Annotated in this window: 14 protein-coding genes, 1 tRNA gene and 1 riboswitch; of the genes, 10 read left to right on the forward strand and 5 right to left on the reverse strand. The window is 70.2% G+C overall.

Annotation, left to right across the window (positions count from 1 at the left end):
* Positions 1-103 precede the first annotated feature (103 nt).
* Positions 104-301, forward strand: a riboswitch (cyclic di-AMP (ydaO/yuaA leader).
* Positions 302-303: 2 nt separating this feature from the next.
* The 7 genes from KQY30_RS21980 to KQY30_RS22010 all read left to right on the forward strand — a co-directional run bounded on the left by KQY30_RS21980 (position 304) and on the right by KQY30_RS22010 (position 8593).
* Positions 304-1128, forward strand: coding sequence for a transglycosylase family protein (locus KQY30_RS21980; protein ID WP_217308315.1), 825 nt, complete (start codon positions 304-306; stop codon positions 1126-1128).
* A gap of 267 nt (positions 1129-1395) precedes the next feature.
* Positions 1396-2685 (forward strand): phosphopyruvate hydratase, encoded by a 1290-nt coding sequence (eno, locus tag KQY30_RS21985; protein ID WP_217308316.1) that lies wholly within the window; start codon positions 1396-1398, stop codon positions 2683-2685.
* Between the two features lie 249 nt (positions 2686-2934).
* A complete protein-coding gene (locus tag KQY30_RS21990; protein ID WP_217308317.1) occupies positions 2935-3408 on the forward strand; it encodes a septum formation initiator family protein in 474 nt (157 codons plus the stop codon).
* Positions 3409-3564: 156 nt separating this feature from the next.
* A complete protein-coding gene (locus KQY30_RS21995; protein WP_217308318.1) occupies positions 3565-4122 on the forward strand; it encodes a DUF501 domain-containing protein in 558 nt (185 codons plus the stop codon).
* Complete coding sequence (locus KQY30_RS22000) at positions 4119-5075, forward strand: Ppx/GppA phosphatase family protein (RefSeq protein WP_217308319.1); 957 nt, start codon at positions 4119-4121, stop codon at positions 5073-5075. Before KQY30_RS21995 ends, KQY30_RS22000 begins: the two co-directional genes overlap by 4 nt.
* A 431-nt stretch (positions 5076-5506) precedes the next feature.
* The gene (locus tag KQY30_RS22005; protein ID WP_217308320.1) at positions 5507-6895 is read left to right on the forward strand and encodes an NAD(P)/FAD-dependent oxidoreductase; all 1389 of its coding nucleotides are present in this window, start codon (positions 5507-5509) and stop codon (positions 6893-6895) included.
* A 360-nt stretch (positions 6896-7255) separates the two neighbouring features.
* Entirely contained in the window at positions 7256-8593 is a 1338-nt protein-coding gene (locus KQY30_RS22010) for a cyclopropane-fatty-acyl-phospholipid synthase family protein (protein ID WP_217311234.1), read from the forward strand.
* 115 nt (positions 8594-8708) lie between these two features.
* Here the strand turns inward: KQY30_RS22010 and KQY30_RS22015 are convergent, their stop codons facing one another.
* Together KQY30_RS22015 and KQY30_RS22020 are read right to left on the reverse strand one after the other, a co-directional pair.
* On the reverse strand, positions 8709-11276 hold the full coding sequence (locus KQY30_RS22015; RefSeq protein WP_217308321.1) for an ABC transporter permease: 2568 nt from the start codon (positions 11274-11276) through the stop codon (positions 8709-8711).
* A 202-nt stretch (positions 11277-11478) separates the two neighbouring features.
* Positions 11479-12249 carry an ABC transporter ATP-binding protein gene (locus KQY30_RS22020; RefSeq protein WP_217308322.1) on the reverse strand — a complete coding sequence of 257 codons (771 nt, stop codon included), beginning with the start codon at positions 12247-12249 and terminating at the stop codon, positions 11479-11481.
* Positions 12250-12687: 438 nt separating this feature from the next.
* Between KQY30_RS22020 and KQY30_RS22025 the strand changes: the two genes are divergently transcribed.
* Positions 12688-12770, forward strand: a tRNA-Leu gene (locus KQY30_RS22025).
* Between the two features lie 186 nt (positions 12771-12956).
* The gene (locus tag KQY30_RS22030; protein WP_217308323.1) at positions 12957-13835 is read left to right on the forward strand and encodes a Bax inhibitor-1/YccA family protein; all 879 of its coding nucleotides are present in this window, start codon (positions 12957-12959) and stop codon (positions 13833-13835) included.
* Between the two features lie 82 nt (positions 13836-13917).
* On the opposite strand, the gene KQY30_RS22035 is transcribed toward KQY30_RS22030, so the two are convergent.
* Positions 13918-14148, reverse strand: coding sequence for a DUF4287 domain-containing protein (locus tag KQY30_RS22035; RefSeq protein WP_217308324.1), 231 nt, complete (start codon positions 14146-14148; stop codon positions 13918-13920).
* Positions 14149-14281: 133 nt separating this feature from the next.
* On the opposite strand from KQY30_RS22035, the gene KQY30_RS22040 reads away from it, so the two are divergent.
* Entirely contained in the window at positions 14282-14602 is a 321-nt protein-coding gene (locus tag KQY30_RS22040; RefSeq protein ID WP_217308325.1) for a hypothetical protein, read from the forward strand.
* 37 nt (positions 14603-14639) lie between these two features.
* Here KQY30_RS22040 and KQY30_RS22045 read toward each other — a convergent pair whose 3' ends face one another.
* Both KQY30_RS22045 and KQY30_RS22050 read right to left on the reverse strand, forming a co-directional pair.
* Complete coding sequence (locus KQY30_RS22045; protein ID WP_217311235.1) at positions 14640-15599, reverse strand: hypothetical protein; 960 nt, start codon at positions 15597-15599, stop codon at positions 14640-14642.
* 303 nt (positions 15600-15902) lie between these two features.
* Complete coding sequence (locus KQY30_RS22050; RefSeq protein WP_217308326.1) at positions 15903-17123, reverse strand: acetyl-CoA C-acetyltransferase; 1221 nt, start codon at positions 17121-17123, stop codon at positions 15903-15905.
* Positions 17124-17376 lie beyond the last annotated feature (253 nt).

Consider the following 17376-nt stretch of genomic DNA (forward strand, 5'->3'; position numbering starts at 1 on the left):
TCTTTGATGAACCGATGGGCCTGTGATTACGGTCTGAACCGCTCGCACCGCGGGCCCCGTCGACCGTCACGCCGAATCCTGCCGGCGGCCGAAGGGAAGTAGTTCGCGTCAAGCGCCGGAGGCAGGAGCGGGGGAACCACGGTTTGTGCCGGGCCCGGCCGTCGAGAGACGGCCGGCGACCGGCTCGGGGTGAAGCCGGGTGCGCCGGGTGCTGTCCGTGGGACAGGACCCGTCACACCCGGCCGGGCAGCTCACAGCCCGAACCCGACAGCTCACCTCGTAGGCGTCGGTGAGGAGAGTTCCATGCTGCGTGCCAGTCGTGTCAGCCATGTCAGCGATGTCAGCGAAGCCGGCCGGTCCGGCCGTTCCGGCAAGGGCAAGCACCGTCGTCCCGCCCGCTCCACGACCGCCCGTTACGCCGCGCTCGCCGGGATCACCGGTGCCGCCGTGGCGGTCCCGCTGATCGGCGCCACCTCCGCCTCCGCCGCGACCGCGTCCGAGTGGGACCGGGTCGCGCAGTGCGAGTCCGGCGGCAACTGGTCCATCAACACCGGCAACGGCTACTACGGGGGACTCCAGTTCAGCAGCTCCACCTGGGCCGCCTACGGAGGTACGGCGTACGCGGCCAGGGCCGATCTCGCCTCCAAGTCCCAGCAGATCGCCGTCGCCGAGAAGGTCCTCGCGGGCCAGGGCAAGGGCGCGTGGCCCACCTGCGGGGTGAACCTCTCGGGCGCGGCGTACGACGGCGGCTCGGCCGGCTCGGGTTCGGGCTCCGGATCCGGCTCGGCTTCCGGGTCCGGCTCGGGCTCCGGTTCCAGCTCCCGTTCCGGTTCCGGTACGGGCGATCAGGCCGCCCAGCAGCGGACGCAGCCCCGGCAGGAGTCCGCAGGCAGCGGAGCCCGTAGCGGAGCGCAGCCCGCCTCGCGCGGCGAGAGCCGGGCCGCCACCGGCACCGGCACGATCAAGAAGGGCGACGGCGAGTACAAGGTCAAGTCCGGCGACACCCTGTCCAGGATCGCCACGGTCCACCATGTCAAGGGCGGCTGGAAGAAGCTGTTCGACCTCAACAAGGACATCGTCCGCGACGCCGACCTGATCTACCCGGGACAGCAGCTCCACCTCCGCTGACCGCCGGCCCGGCGCGGAACGGACCGGCCCGGCGCGGCGGTATCGCCGTACCGGTCCGTTCCGCCCGGCCCTCATCGGCCACCCGACCGCCCCGGCCCGGCGCGTGATCCCCCGTACGCGCGCCGGGCCGGGGCCTGTCCAGGAGCGCTCGGGTACTCATTCCGTCCCAGCGGGCGGGCGCCGACGGGCCCGTACCCCGGGGACGGTTAGGCTCTTGCCGCAAGGCCAATGAGGCCCTGCACTCCACGCGTCACATCCCAGAAGGAGATGCTCGTGCCGTCCATCGACGTCGTCGTAGCCCGGGAAATCCTGGACTCCCGAGGCAACCCCACGGTCGAGGTCGAGGTCGGCCTCGACGACGGCAGCACCGGCCGTGCTGCCGTCCCCTCCGGTGCCTCCACCGGTGCGTTCGAGGCCGTGGAACTCCGTGACGGAGACCCCAAGCGCTACCTGGGCAAGGGGGTCGAGAAGGCCGTCCTCGCGGTCATCGAGCAGCTCGGCCCGGAGCTGGTGGGCTACGACGCCACCGAGCAGCGCCTGATCGACCAGGCCATGATCGATCTCGACGCCACCGAGAACAAGGGCTCGCTGGGCGCCAACGCGATCCTCGGTGTCTCCCTCGCCGTCGCGCACGCCGCCTCCGAGGCCTCCGACCTCCCGCTCTTCCGCTACCTGGGCGGCCCGAACGCGCACCTGCTGCCCGTTCCGATGATGAACATCCTGAACGGCGGCTCGCACGCCGACTCCAACGTGGACATCCAGGAGTTCATGATCGCTCCGATCGGCGCGGAGTCCTTCTCCGAGGCGCTGCGCTGGGGCGCCGAGGTCTACCACACCCTCAAGAAGGTCCTGAAGCAGAAGGGCCTCTCCACCGGCCTGGGCGACGAGGGCGGCTTCGCGCCGAACCTGGAGTCCAACCGCGCCGCGCTCGACCTGATCCTTGAGGCCATCAAGGAAGCCGGTTATGTGCCCGGCCGCGACATCGCGCTCGCGCTCGACGTCGCCGCGTCCGAGTTCTACAAGGACGGCTCGTACGAGTTCGAGGGCAAGTCGCGCTCGGCCGCCGAGATGACGGAGTACTACGAGGAGCTGGTCGCCGCGTACCCGCTCGTCTCCATCGAGGACCCGCTCTTCGAGGACGACTGGGCCGGCTGGAAGGTCATCACCGACAAGCTCGGCTCCAAGGTGCAGATCGTCGGCGACGACCTGTTCGTGACCAACCCGGAGCGGCTGGCGCGCGGTATCGAGGAGGGCTCGGCGAACGCCCTGCTCGTCAAGGTCAACCAGATCGGCTCGCTGACCGAGACCCTGGACGCGGTCGAGCTGGCGCAGCGCAACGGCTTCAAGTGCATGATGTCCCACCGGTCCGGCGAGACCGAGGACGTCACGATCGCGGACCTGGCCGTCGCGGTGAACTGCGGCCAGATCAAGACCGGCGCCCCGGCCCGCTCGGACCGCGTCGCCAAGTACAACCAGTTGCTGCGGATCGAGGAGATCCTCGACGACGCGGCGGTGTACGCGGGGCGCAGCGCGTTCCCGCGGTTCCGCTCCGCGTAGGGTCCGACGGCCCGCGCGAGACGGCTCACGCGAGCCGACTCACGCAGGGCTTCACGGCTCACGCACGGCTCACACAGGGCTCGCGCTCCGCGTGAGCGCCCGCTCGCGACAGGGCGGGGCGGGGCATGGCTGCCGGGGGCATCCCGCCGGTGCCCTCCTGCCCGTCCCGTACCGCCCGTCGTCGTACGTCCCCGGCCCCGGTCCCGTACCGTGTCCGGGGACGTACGTACATGACAGGGGAGGCGAGCCATGGCAGGGAACCGGGACCGGTTCTCCACCGCGACCAGGCTGCGGCTGCTCGGCGAGCAGACGGCCGCCCGTGTCTACCGCTCGCAGAACCGCCGCCAGGACCGCCGCTCCCGGCTGACCGGCCGGGCCGCCTTTCTCGCCCTGGTCATGTGCACCCTGGTGGTGGCGCTCGCGTATCCGACACGGCAGTTCGTGTCGCAGCGGAACGAGATCGCCGAGCAGGAGCGGCTGACCCGCGAGGCCCGGCAGCGGGTCGAGGAGCTGCGCGACGAGAAGGCGCGGCTCCAGGACGACGCGTACATCGAGCGGCTGGCGCGGGAGCATCTCCACTATGTGATGCCGGGGGAGACCGGATACACCATGATCGACCCGGACGCGGCGCGGAAGCACCAGGAGGGCCGGGAGGCGACGGACCGCCCCTGGTACTCGAATGTCCTGGACGACGTGGACAACGCGGACCGTCCGGAGCGGTAGCACACTCGTAGACACTCGGGTGACACTCAGGCCGTACGCGATCCGGGACCGCACGGACACCCGGGACCGCGGGGACATATGCGTAACCGCACCCGCACCCGCACCCGCACTCGTACACGTACGCACAATCGCACACACGCAAGAACCAAGGCAGGCATGGACACCCCTCCTCCGCAGACCGAACGCACCGAGCCCACCCAGGCGGACATCGCCGCGTTCGAGGAACAGCTCGGCCGCCCGCCGCGCGGCCTGCGCGCCATCGCGCACCGCTGCCCCTGCGGACAGCCGGATGTGGTCGAGACCGCGCCCCGGCTCCCCGACGGCACGCCCTTCCCGACGACGTACTACCTGACCTGCCCGCGCGCGGCCTCGGCCATCGGCACGCTGGAGGCGAACGGTGTCATGAAGGAGATGACCGAGCGCCTCGCGGCCGACCCCGAACTGGCGGCGGCGTACCGCGCGGCGCACGAGGACTATCTCGCGCGCCGTGACGCCATCGAGGTACTGGAGGGCTTCCCCAGCGCGGGCGGGATGCCGGACCGGGTGAAGTGCCTGCACGTGCTGGTCGGGCACTCGCTGGCGGCGGGCCCCGGGGTGAACCCGCTGGGGGACGAGGCGCTGGCGATGCTGCCGGAGTGGTGGGCGAAGGGGCCGTGCGTGACGCCGTGCGTGGCCCCGGGGGTTTCCCGGCACGAGCAGGAGGGGCGCGCGTGACCCGGGTCGCCGCCGTCGACTGCGGTACGAACTCGATCCGCCTGCTGGTCGCGGACGTCGACGCCGGTACGGGCGAACTGACCGATCTCGACCGGCGGATGAGGATCGTCCGGCTCGGCCAGGGCGTGGACAGGACCGGCCGGCTCGCCCCCGAAGCGCTGGAGCGCACCTTCGAGGCGTGCCGCGAGTACGCGGCCGTCATCAAGGAGCACGGCGCCGAGCGGGTCCGCTTCGTGGCCACCTCCGCCTCGCGCGACGCCGAGAACCGCGACGAGTTCGTCCACGGGGTCCTGGACATCCTGGGCGTGGAGCCCGAGGTGATCACGGGCGACCAGGAGGCGGAGTTCTCCTTCACCGGAGCCACCCGGGAACTGCCGGGGCGGGACAGCTATCTGGTCGTGGACATCGGCGGCGGTTCGACCGAGTTCGTGGTGGGCGACGACCGGGTACGGGCCGCGCGCTCGGTGGACATCGGCTGCGTACGGCTCACCGAGCGGCACCTCCTGCGGAACGGCGTCATCAGCGATCCGCCCGGCGCGGCCGAGATCGCCGCCATACGCGCGGACATCGAGGCGGCCCTCGACCTCGCCGAACGCACGGTCCCGCTGCGCGAACCCTGCACCCTTGTCGGCCTGGCCGGCTCGGTGACCACGGTGGCCGGTGTCGCGCTGGGCCTGCGCGCGTACGACACGTCCGCGATCCACCACGCCCGTATCTCCTACGAGCAGGTCAGGTCCATCACCGACCACCTGCTCACCGCCACCCACGCCGAACGCGCCGCCATCCCCGTCATGCACCCGGGCCGCACCGACGTCATCGGCGCCGGCGCCCTGGTCCTGCTCGCGATCATGGAACGGACATCCGCCCCGGAAGTCGTCGTCAGCGAACACGACATCCTGGACGGCATCGCCTGGGCGGCCGCGGAGGACGCGCCCGGTCAGAGACCGCGGTAGCCCTCGCGGCGGTCGTTGCGCACACGCGCTGCGGTGTCCGGGAAGTCCTTTCGCGGGTGGGGTTTCGGGGGTGCCGGGGCGTTCGGGGTGGGGGGCGGAAGAAAGTTCGTGAAGTTCTTCACAAGGAATTCGATCCTCTTGGGTGCCATCGGCGATCCATGCGGCCCGTCAAGGGCGTTGGAGGAGTGCCGGGGCCTTATACCGGGCGGTTCCGGACTCGTTACGGGCGGATGAACCGGACGGGTGGTTCGGGGGCCCGCGAGGGCGGAGGGCCAGCTCACAAGGGGTGAGCAACGACCGGGCGGGGTGCGTGGTTCCCCGGGGTCGACATGATGTCGATCACGTGAGCCGCGCAGTGTAGCACCATAGAGCGATGACCTTGTGAAGGGGCTCACGAGCACCCCCTCCGAGGGGGGTGGATACTCGATGGCATGAGCACCACGGAGCGTCCCAGGATCCTCGTTGTAGGCGGTGGGTACGTAGGCCTGTACGCAGCTCGTCGCATTCTGAAGAAGATGCGCTACGGGGAGGCGACCGTCACGGTCGTGGACCCGCGCTCGTACATGACGTACCAGCCCTTCCTTCCCGAAGCCGCCGCCGGCAGCATTTCGCCTCGGCATGTCGTCGTACCGCTGCGACGCGTGCTGCCCAAGGCTGAGGTGCTCACCGGCCGAGTCACCACCATCGACCAGGACCGCAAGGTCGCCACGGTCGCCCCGCTGGTCGGCGAGGCGTACGAGCTGCCCTTCGACTATCTGATCGTGGCGCTCGGCGCGGTCTCCCGTACCTTCCCGATCCCCGGTCTCGCCGAGCAGGGCATCGGTATGAAGGGGATCGAGGAGGCCATCGGGCTGCGCAACCACCTCCTGGAGCAGCTCGACAAGGCCGACTCCACCACCGACGAGGAAGTCCGCCGCAAGGCGCTGACCTTCGTCTTCGTGGGCGGTGGCTTCGCCGGCGCGGAGACCGTCGGCGAGGTCGAGGACCTGGCGCGCGACGCGGCCAAGTACTACACCAGCGTCAAGCGCGAGGACATGCGCTTCCTGCTCGTCGATGTCGCCGACAAGATCCTTCCCGAGGTCGGCCCGAAGCTGGGCACCTGGGGCAAGGAGCACCTTGAGAGCCGCGGTGTCGAGGTCTACCTCAAGACCGGTATGGACTCCTGCGTCGACGGCCATGTCGTGCTGAACAACGGTGTGGAGGTCGACTCCAACACCATCGTGTGGACCGCCGGTGTCAAGCCCAACCCGGCGCTCACCCGGTACGGTCTGCCGCTCGGCCCGCGCGGCCATGTCGACACCAGCGAGAAGCTCCAGGTGCGCGGCACGGACTACATCTGGGCCGCCGGCGACAACGCCCAGGTCCCGGACGTCGCCGCCCGCCGCGCCGGGGTCGAGAACGCCTGGTGCCCGCCGAACGCCCAGCACGCCCTGCGCCAGGCCCGGCTGCTCGGCGACAACGTCATCTCCGGTATGCGGGGCTTCCCGCAGAAGGAGTACAGCCACGCCAACAAGGGCGCCGTCGCCGGTCTCGGTCTGCACAAGGGCGTCGCGATGATCGTCATGGGCAAGATGAAGATCAAGCTTCGTGGCCGGCTCGCGTGGTACATGCACCGCACCTACCACGGTCTGGCCATGCCGACCTGGAACCGCAAGATCCGGGTCTTCGCCGACTGGACGCTGGCGATGTTCCTCAAGCGCGAGGTCGTCTCGCTCGGTGCGATGGAGACTCCGCGCGAGGAGTTCTACGAGGCCGCCAAGCCCAACCCGCCGGCCGTCGCCGCCGTCGCGCAGACCCCGGAGAAGGCCAAGGCGTCCTGACGCCGGATCCGGCGACCGCGCACGGCACAACAGCGCCAAGTCCTGCACAACAGCGCCAACAGCGCGTACGGCACGACAACTGGCATACGACTACAAGAAGGGCCGCCCGCCATCCGTGGTGCGGGCGGCCTTTCTCGTGTCCGCCTCGCGACCGTCTCGTCTCCGCCTCGGATTTGCCTCGTATCCGCCTCGCGTCCACGCGCTGCCGCGGGGGACAAACGGCGCACACCGCGACGAAAGTATGTGGTGGGTGCAGCCATTTTGCCCGCCCATTGCGAGCTGCCGGGACTGCATCCGTACCCGACCGGTGTTTACGTGGTGTTGAGCATGTCCGTATCCGCCACCACGGAGGTGTGCGCCATGGCCGACGCCGCGCTGCGGCTGACCACTCTCGCCGAGGAGTTGCTGGGGGCCCCGCTCCCGGTCCGTATCCGTGCCTGGGACGGCAGCGAATCGGGTCCCCCGGACGCCCCGGCCCTGATCATCCGTAACCGCCGCGCTCTGCGCCGGGTCCTGTGGAAGCCGGGCGAGCTGGGGCTCGCGCGCGCCTGGGTGGCCGGTGAGATCGATGTGGACGGCGATCTGTACGTGGTCCTCGACCGGCTCGCCGGGTTCCTCTGGGAGCGCGGCCCCCACTCCAAGGAGGCGGTCCACCCCGTGCGCGACCCCCGGATGCGTGCCGCCGGGGCCGAACTGCTGCGGATCGCGGGCCCCTGGCCGCCGCCCGCCCCGCCGGCCGAGGAGGTACGGCGGCGCTCCGGCGCCCTGCACACCAAGCGCCGCGACAAGCAGGCGATCAGCCACCACTACGACGTGGGCAACGACTTCTACGAGCTGGTGCTCGGCCCGTCCATGGTCTATTCGTGCGCCTACTGGGACAACGGCAGCGATGGCAGCAGCGGCGACGGCGAGGGCGCCGGCGGCCGGGAGTTCACCCTTGAGGACGCACAGCGCGACAAGATCGACCTGATCTGCCGCAAACTCGCGCTCACGGAGGGCCAGCGGCTGCTCGACGTCGGCTGCGGCTGGGGCTCGATGGCCGTCCACGCCGCCCGCGAGTACGGCGTCCGCGTCACCGGGGTCACGCTCTCCCGGGAACAGGCGACCTACGCGCGCAAGCGCGTCGCGGAGGAGGGACTGGCCGACCTGGTCGAGATCCGCGTCCAGGACTACCGGGACGTCAGGGACGGCCCGTACGACGCGATCTCCTCCATCGGCATGGCGGAACACGTCGGCTCCGTCCGCTACCGGGAGTACGCCGACGATCTCTACGCCCTCCTCAAGCCGGGCGGACGGCTGCTCAACCACCAGATCGCCCGCCGCCCGGAACCCGACGAAGAGGCCTACCACATCGACGAGTTCATCGACGCGTACGTCTTCCCCGACGGCGAACTGGCCCCGCTCGGGCGGACCGTGGCCACGCTGGAGGAGGCGGGCTTCGAGGCCCGCGACGTGGAGTCCATCCGCGAGCACTACGCGCTGACCCTGCGCCGCTGGGTGGCGAACCTGGAGAAGCACTGGGACCGGGCGGTACGGAGCACCTCCCCCGGCCGCGCCCGGGTCTGGCGCCTCTACATGGCCGCCTCCGCGGTCTCCTTCGAGCACAACAGGATCGGCGTCAACCAGATCCTGGCCGTGAAGACCCCGGAGAGCGGGGTCTCCGGGATGCCGCGGCGCGCCCGCGTCTGGGGGGCATAGCCGGAAGGGCCGGACCCCGCACGGGGATCCGGCCCTTCGTACAGCTCGTACGGCGCGCGGCCCGTCGGCGCCTCGTACCGGCCGCCGGCTGTACCGCCGATCCGCTGTTCCGTGCCTACTCGGTCTTGATCGCCGTCAGCATGTTCAGCTTCGCGGCGCTGCGCGCCGGCCAGAGCGCGGCCAGCACCCCCACGACCCCGGCCAGCACCAGGAAGATCCCGATCCGGTCCCACGGGATGACCAGGGCGTACCCCGGCACATCGTCCTTGAAGGTCTCGCCGATCGCCCAGGCCAGGAAGGACCCGAGCCCCACGCCGATCACCGCGCCGAAGAGCGAGATCACCACGGCCTCCAGCCGGATCATCCGCTTGACCTTGCGGCGGTCCAGGCCGATCGCCCGCAGCATGCCGATCTCCTGCTGCCGCTCGAAGACCGACATCGCCAGGGTGTTGACGACTCCGAGGACCGCGATGATCAGGGCCATGGCCAGCAGGCCGTACATGATGTTCAGCGCGGTGTTGATGAAGCCGCCGAAGGTGTTCCTGATGTCTTGCTGGTCCTTGAAGTCGATGCCGGGGTTGTCACCCAGCGCGTCCACCAGCGCCTGCTCGTGGGCGTCGCTCGCGCCCCCGTCCATCTTCACCCAGACCTCGGGTATGTACGGCTTGGTCTCGTGCGGGGCGATCAGATCGCGGGAGACCAGCAGCGGCGAGAGGAACTCGTTCGCCTGGTAGACCGCGCCGACCTTCAGCCGGGCGGACTTGCCGTCGCCGTAGGTCACTTCGACGGTGTCTCCGGCCTTCCAGCCGTTGGACTCGGCGGTCTTGTCGGAGACCGCGATCGCGCCGTCCTTCAGCGAGGCCAGCGAACCGGAGACGCCGTTGAAGGCGAAGACCTGCTCGATGTCCCCGGGGGTGACCGCGGAGGCTGCGCGGAACTGTCCCTTGATCTCCAGCGAGGTGGCCTGCTGCGGGGAGACCGCGGTCACGCCGGGGACCTTCTCCAGCGCGGCCAGCGCCGACTGATCCAGCGGGCCGCCGCTCGCCATGGTGACCATGTAGTCGGCCTTGATGTTGTCCGTGGTCATCTTGTCCACGGCCTGGCCGATGGTGACACCGATCACCGTGAGACCGGTGACGAGGGTGAGCCCGATGGCCAGCGCGGAGGCGGTGGCTCCGGTACGGCGCGGATTGCGGACCGCGTTCTGCCCCGCCAGCTTGCCGGCGACCCCGAACACCCGGTGCAGCAGCGGCCGTACGAGCGCGATGACCGGCCGCGAGAGCAGCGGGATCAGCACGATGACACCGATCATCGTCAGGAACGCGCCGCCGCCGATCAGCAGCCGGCCGTTGTCGGCGCCCGCCGCCGCGCCCCCGACGATCAGGGCCGCGCCGAGCAGGGTCAGCACGCCGCCGATGGAGTTCCGTACCACCAGCGACCGGGTGGTGGCCACCGCGTGCACACTGCTCATCGCCGCCACCGGCGGGATCTTCGCGGCCCTGCGGGCGGGCAGCCAGGCGGCGAGCAGGGTGATCAGGACACCGACCGCGAAGGCCGCGCCGACCGCGGTCGGCGAGACCACCAGCGGACCGGCGGGCATCCGGGCGCCGAACGCGCCCATCACGGCCCCCAGTCCGCTGGCCAGACCGAGACCGAGCAGGAAGCCGACCGCCGAGGCGATCGCGCCGACGACCGCCGCCTCGGCCAGCACCGAGCGCTTGACCTGGCGGCGGGAGGCGCCGACGGCCCGCAGCAGAGCCAGCTCCTTGGTGCGCTGGGCGACCAGCATGGTGAAGGTGTTGGAGATCAGGAACACCCCGACGAACAGGGCGATCGCGGCGAAGGCGAGCAGCATCTGATTGAGGGCGGAGAGCCCCGACTCGATGTCCGCGGCCTGCCGGTCGGCGAGTTCCTTGCCGGTCTGCGCCTCGGCGTTGTCGCCGATCAGGCCCTTGACCTGGCTCAGGATCGCGCTGTCGGAGGCGCCGGGCGCCGCGGCGACCGTGGCGTTCATGAAGTAGCCGGGCTCCAGATAGAGCTTCTGCGCGACGGCGGTGTCGAAGAGCACGAGGCTGCCGCCCGCGTTGACCGCGCCGTCCTCGGTGGTGAAGATTCCGGCGAGGGTGAACTCCCGTACCGGACCGTTGGTGGCGACACGCACGCGGTCGCCGACCTGGTACTCGCCCTTCGTGGCCGTGGCCTTGTCGAGCGCGATCTGGTCGTCGCGGACGGGGCCCGAGCCGGTGGTGAAGGTGTACGCGGGGTCCTTGCCGTCCGCACCGGGCGCGAAGTTGCCACCGGTGGTGGACCAGCCGTTGCCGATGAGCTTGCCGTCCGGGTCGGCGACCCCGGCGAAGCCGTCGACGCGGCCGGTCACCGAGGCGACGCCCGCGACGGTCCCGATCTTCTTCAGCGTCTGCTCGCTGAGGCCGGGACTCGTCTCCTCCGCGCCCTTCTTCTCGCTGTTGACGGGGCGTTTGCCGTTGTCGCGGTTGTCGTGCGACGAGACGGCGACGGCGACGTCCTTGTAGCTCTTGGCCGACTGGTTGCGGAAGGCGTTGCCGATGGTGTCGGTGAAGACCAGGGTGCCGGAGACGAAGGCCACGCCGAGCATCACGGCGAGCACGGTCATCAGCAGTCTGGCCTTGTGCGCGAGCACAGTGCGCAGGGCGGTACGGAACATGGTGGGAGTCCTGGTGGAATGGGCCGGGCGAGTGAGGTACGGAGGGGGAGCGCGCGGGTGCGTGAAGGGCGCGGGCGTCCGCCGCGGGTGCGCGGGTTACGGGTACGGTGCGGGGCCGCGGGTGATGGTGCGGGGGGCGTACGCGGGTGTGCCGGTGCGGTGCCGCCGGTGCCGCGGGTGAATGGTTCCGGGTGACCCGGCGTCAGCTCGTACGGCCCTTGGCGTCGAAGGCCTTCATACGGTCGAGTACGCCCTCGGCGCTCGGGTGGAGCATCTCGTCGACTATCTGTCCGTCGGCGAGGAAGATCACCCGGTCGGAGTAGGACGCGGCGACCGGGTCGTGGGTCACCACGACGACCGTCTGCCCCAGCTCCCGTACCGAGTTGCGAAGGAAGCCCAGCACCTCGGCACCCGCACGCGAGTCCAGGTTGCCGGTCGGCTCGTCGCCGAAGATGATCTCCGGCTGGGAGGCGAGCGCGCGGGCGACGGCCACCCGCTGCTGCTGGCCGCCGGAGAGCTGGGTGGGCCGGTGGCTGAGCCGGCCGGCCAGACCGATCATCTCGATCACCTGGTCGAGCCACTGCTTGTCCGGCTTGCGCCCCGCAATGTCCATCGGAAGCGTGATGTTCTCCAGGGCCGTCAGCGTCGGCAGCAGATTGAACGCCTGGAAGATGAAGCCGATCTTGTCCCGGCGCAACTGGGTGAGCTGCTTGTCCTTGAGCGTCGAGAGTTCGGTGTCACCGAGCCGTACGGACCCGCTGCTGAAGCTGTCGAGACCGGCGACGCAGTGCATCAGGGTGGACTTGCCGGAGCCGGACGGCCCCATGATCGCGGTGAACTCGCCCTGGACGAAGTCCACGGTGACCCGGTCGAGGGCGACCACCTGGGTCTCGCCCTGTCCATAGACCTTCGACAGCTCGGAGGCACGCGCGGCCACCGCGGTGGCGCGGTGGGCGATCGGGGTGGTGGTCACGGGGGAACTCTCCTGTCGGATGCGCTGTGGGAACGCCTCCATCCTCTGGGGCGCCGGAGCGCGAGTCGTCCGTCCCGATGCCCGTTCCCGGGGCCCTCTTGGGTCTGACCGCCGGGCGCCGCCCTCCTCCTGCGGTATGACACCGCCCCTGAGTCACCTTCACCCTTAGTCGGATGCCCCTCGCGGGGCCGGCGGCCGGCCCCTGTGGGACCGGCGGCGGACCGGCGACTGTGCCAAATGAGTGACCGGGCGGCGACTTTTCGTCATTCCTGCGGGCAGGAGGACGAGATGACCACCCGCGTCCGGCATGTGCGGATGGCTCCGTACGTGCCCTGACGCACCCTCAGACGTCAATAAAATAAGACAACATCGGGTTGCCGCTCGGCTGTTCGAGTGGTGTGTCCCGATAGGCTCATGTGCCAACGCGGCTTCGCGCGTGCCCGGATGGTGGAATGCAGACACGGCGAGCTTAAACCTCGCTGCCCCTCGGGGGCGTACCGGTTCAAGTCCGGTTCCGGGCACACTTCCGACATTCCGGGCACGCTTCCGGTGGTGACTCCGGCCTCTGGAACGGCCGGTGCGCGGGGCACACGGGGCCGGTGTGACGTCACGATCCCGGAAAGATCCTCCCCCAGCACTAGGGCGTACCCTTTGCGTCCCTATTACTCTTGTGGCAAGGCCGCGCAGGGTGGCCATGGAGGAGTGAGATGAGGAGCAGCAACCCGGTCTTCTCGCGACGGGGCTTCAGCCGCGACAACGGTCACGCGGGCTTCAACGCGGCGCCGGCCGGGGGCCCCGCCGCAGGAACCAACCCGTACGCGACCAACCCCTACGCGACCAACCCGTACGCCCCGCAGCAGGGCGCTCCGTACGGCGCGGGTCCGCAGGCGCCCGCGCGCACCGACGTCATGACGATCGACGACGTCGTGACCCGTACCGGCATGACGCTGGGCACGGTCGTCCTCACGGCGGTCCTCTCGTGGGTCCTTCTGCCGGTCGACGAGGCCAACCTCGGCAAGTCCTACGGCATCGCGATCGGCGCCGCCGTGGTCGCGATGGTCCTCTCGCTGATCCAGTCCTTCAAGCGCCGGCCGACCCCGGCGCTGATTCTCGCGTACGCCGCCTTCGAGGGCGTCTTCCTCGGCGTCATCAGCAGCGCGGTCAGCACGTACATCGCGCCGGGCGTGGTGGTGCAGGCGGTCATGGGCACGATGGCGGTCTTCGCCGGTGTGCTGTTCGCGTACAAGATGCGCTGGATCCGGGTCACCCGCCGCTTCTACGGCTTCGTGATGGCCGCGGCCATGGGCTTCCTGCTCCTGATGGCCGTCAACCTGCTGTTCAGTGTCTTCGGCGGCGGTGACGGCCTCGGCTTCCGCAGCGGCGGTCTGGGCATCATCTTCGGCATCATCGGGATCATCCTCGGCGCGTGCTTCCTGGCGCTCGACTTCAAGCAGGTCGAGGACGGCATCGCGTACGGCGCTCCGCGCGAGGAGTCCTGGCTGGCGGCCTTCGGCCTCACGCTGACCCTGGTGTGGATCTACCTGGAGATGCTGCGGGTGCTGTCGATCCTGCAAGGCAACGACTGACACGGCGACAGACCAAGAGGAAGGGGTCCGTGGGCGACAAGCCCGCGGACCCCTTCCGCTGTCTGTCCATCGACCGGCCGGTTCAGAGCAGGCGGCGGGCCGCCCGCCTCAGGTCGTACTCATGGACGATCGCCTTCGCGTGTCCATAGGCGAGGTTGTGCTCGCTCCTCAGCCAGCTCACCTTCTCCTCGAAACGGATGAGGGCGGGGCCTTCCTCGACGGCGCGCAACCAGTCGGAGATCTCGCGACCGGTGCAGTGAGGGATGCGGGAGAGCATATTGCGATGGGTTTCTTCGGAGAAGACAAGGGACATCGGCGCCTCCGGACGCTCTGCGCGTACTGGTCCTTAACGCCACCGTGCCCGAGCATTGGCCTGTTGGCAACAGTCCCGTAGCCGTTGGCGGCACCGGGCGCCGCCGGGCGGACGGGCGCGTAGGGTCGGCGGCGTGCTCGATACAACGTCGCTGACGGCCGCCGTGGACCGATTCGCCGACCGGTTGCGGGCCGCTCCGCAGAGCCGGCTCCGGCGCGGGGCGGCGGCCGAGGCACTGGCTCTGGCCAGGGAACTGTCCGTACGCGCCCAGCGGCTGGACGCTCCCGGTGAGGAGCCGCGGATCATGCCGGACGCGGGGGTGTTCGCGGTCGCGGACCAGCTCACCGTCGCGGCCGGGGATCTGGCCGAGGCACTGCGGACGGCCCCGTCCGTGGCGGAACTGGACGAGGCCGTACGGTCGGTCGAGCGGGTGGCCCGCCGTGTGACGCTGTGACAGCGGCCCGCGGGCCGTGCACTCGTGCGGGTGATGGTCAGAGCGAGGCGATGACGCGGTCCGCGAGGATGTAGACGTGCTCGCCGGTCTCCTCGCCGCCGCTTCCGTCGGCGTGCCGGTCCGGACCGCCGCCGTACGAGAACGTCAGGGTGTACGCGCCGGAGACACCCGATCCGCCCAGCAGGTACGGGGCGTCGCCCGCGCGCACCGCCTCGGCGAGCCGTTCGGCGGTCTCGCGGTGGCCCGGGGTCATGCAGAGCGTCGTACCGTCGGCGAACACATAGACGTCGAGCGTGCCCAGCGGGCCGGGCCGTACGTCGGCGAGCGCGGTCCGGGTCTCCGCCAGCTCTTCGAGCCGGGTGATGGTGCGCTCATGGTCGGTGACGACGGGCGTCTGCACCGGTACGAAGTCGGGGTGCGAGGGGTGCCTGCGCCGGGCGGCGGCCAGCTCCGGCGAGTCCTCCGTGAACTCGCCGGCCTCGCCGACACCACCGGTACCGCCCACACCGCTCACCTCATTGACCTCGCTCACCTCGTTGATCTCACTGTTGATCCCGCTGGGGTCCGGGTACCCCGTGAACTCGTCGAGCGCCTCGGCGGCTTCGAGGTCCAGGGACTCGAGACCCACGAAGTCCATCTGGCGCGGTACGTAGAACGGCCCGTCCTCGGCGCCCAGACCGCCGAGCCCGCCCAGCAGCGAGGGGGTGTCCGCGGCGTCCCGCGCCTCCTGCGCGGCCCAGAAGGCGCGCGCCTCGGCCAGCTCGCGCTCGCGCTCCTCAGCGAGGGCCTCGGCCACGGCGGTGCGTATGGCGTCGGTATGGCTGACGTGGTCGGCGTTGCGGGCCTGCGGTACGGAGGCGGTGAGACCGCCCGGGTTCGCCGCGGCCAGTTCGCCACGCAGGGCACTGACCTGCCTGCGCAGCCCGTGGGCGGCATGGAGGGCGGCGACGCCCACGCCGGTGGCGGCGGCTGTGGTCAGCAGCAGGGCAAGAGACATGGCGCTCACTGACTACTCCCGTTCCGATCGATACCCCCGACTTCCTACCTCAGCTTGTCGTGGGCGGGATCCCACTGTCAGTGCATTACGTCACGAAATGGACAGGTCTTTGGGCCTGCTGTTTAGCCTCATTGTGGCGCTGACCTGGACAAACAAATCTCCCCCGGGACTAGGTCACATCCTGGGGGAGATTCAGTCACGACTGGGGATCGGTGTGGTTCATCCACCCGATTCCGGACGGTGCGGCTACTCTCCGCGACCGCGGCGCCGAAATGCCCTGCGCCGGGCGGCTCCGGCCGTCGCTCAGCTCAGACGCTCGATGACCATGGCCATGCCCTGGCCGCCGCCCACGCACATGGTCTCCAGGCCGAACTGCTTGTCGTGGAACTGGAGGCTGTTGATCAGTGTGCCGGTGATCCGGGCACCCGTCATGCCGAAGGGGTGGCCGACGGCGATGGCCCCGCCGTTGACGTTCAGCTTCTCCAGCGGGATGTCCAGGTCCCGGTAGGAGGGGATCACCTGGGCCGCGAAGGCCTCGTTGATCTCGACCAGATCGATGTCGCCGATGGTCAGCCCGGCGCGGGAGAGCGCCTGCCGGGACGCCTCGACCGGTCCGTACCCCATGATCTCCGGCGACAGGGCGGTGACCCCGGTGGAGACGATCCGGGCCAGCGGGGTGAGTCCCAGTTCGCGGGCCTTGGTGTCGGACATGATCACGAGGGCGGCGGCGCCGTCGTTGAGCGGGCAGCAGTTGCCGGCGGTGACCAGGCCGTCGGGGCGGAAGACGGGCTTGAGGCCCTGTACGCCCTCCATGGTGACGCCCGGGCGCGGTCCGTCGTCCTTCGCGACGACCGTGCCGTCCGGTGTCGTCACGGGCGTGATCTCCCGCTCCCAGAAGCCGTTCTTGAGGGCCTCCTCGGCGAGGTTCTGGGACCGTACGCCGAACTCGTCCATCTCCTGGCGGGTGATGCCCTTGTACCGGGCCAGGTTCTCGGCGGTCTGGCCCATCGCGATGTACGCGTCGGGTACGAGTCCGTCCTCGCGCGGGTCGTGCCAGTCGGCGCCCTCGCTCTGCGCGACGGCGGCGGTACGGGCCTCGGCGTCGGCGAAGAGCGGGTTGTGGGTGCCGGGCATGCCGTCGGAGCTGCCGTTGACCTGGCGGGAGACCATCTCGACACCGGCCGAGATGAAGACGTCGCCCTCGCCGGCCTTGATCGCGTGCAGCGCCATCCGCGAGGTCTGGAGGGAGGAGGAGCAGTAGCGGGTGATGGTGCAGCCGGGGAGGTGGTCCATCCCGAGCTGTACGGCGACGATCCGGCCCAGATTGTGCCCCTGCTCGCCACCGGGCAGACCGCAGCCGAGCATCAGATCGTCGATGTCGCGCGGATCCAGCTCGGGGATCCTGGCGAGCGCGGCCTCGATGATCGTGGCGGTGAGATCGTCGGGCCGCACCTCCTTGAGCGACCCCTTGAAGGCCCGGCCGATGGGGGAGCGGGCAGCAGAAACGATCACGGCTTCGGGCATCACGGCTCCTGAAGGAGAGAGGGCGGGCTGAGGTGGAAGTTACCGGCCCGTAGGTCGGGGGTCACCGGGCGGGACGTGTGATGAGGACCTCTTTACTGAGCGCTTGCTCAGGGGGGCGGCGCGGCGGGGGCTTGGTGGCCGGCGGGCGGGGGCTCGGCCTCCGGTTCCCGGGTCCGGAGGCCGAGCCCGAGGGCCGGTCTTCGGGGTTCCGGGCTCGCGGGCCGGAGCCTCCGGGCCTGAGGCCCCTGGGCGC

Origin of the sequence: Streptomyces sp. GMY02, assembly GCF_019056675.1 — a bacterium.
GTDB lineage: Bacteria > Actinomycetota > Actinomycetes > Streptomycetales > Streptomycetaceae > Streptomyces > Streptomyces odonnellii.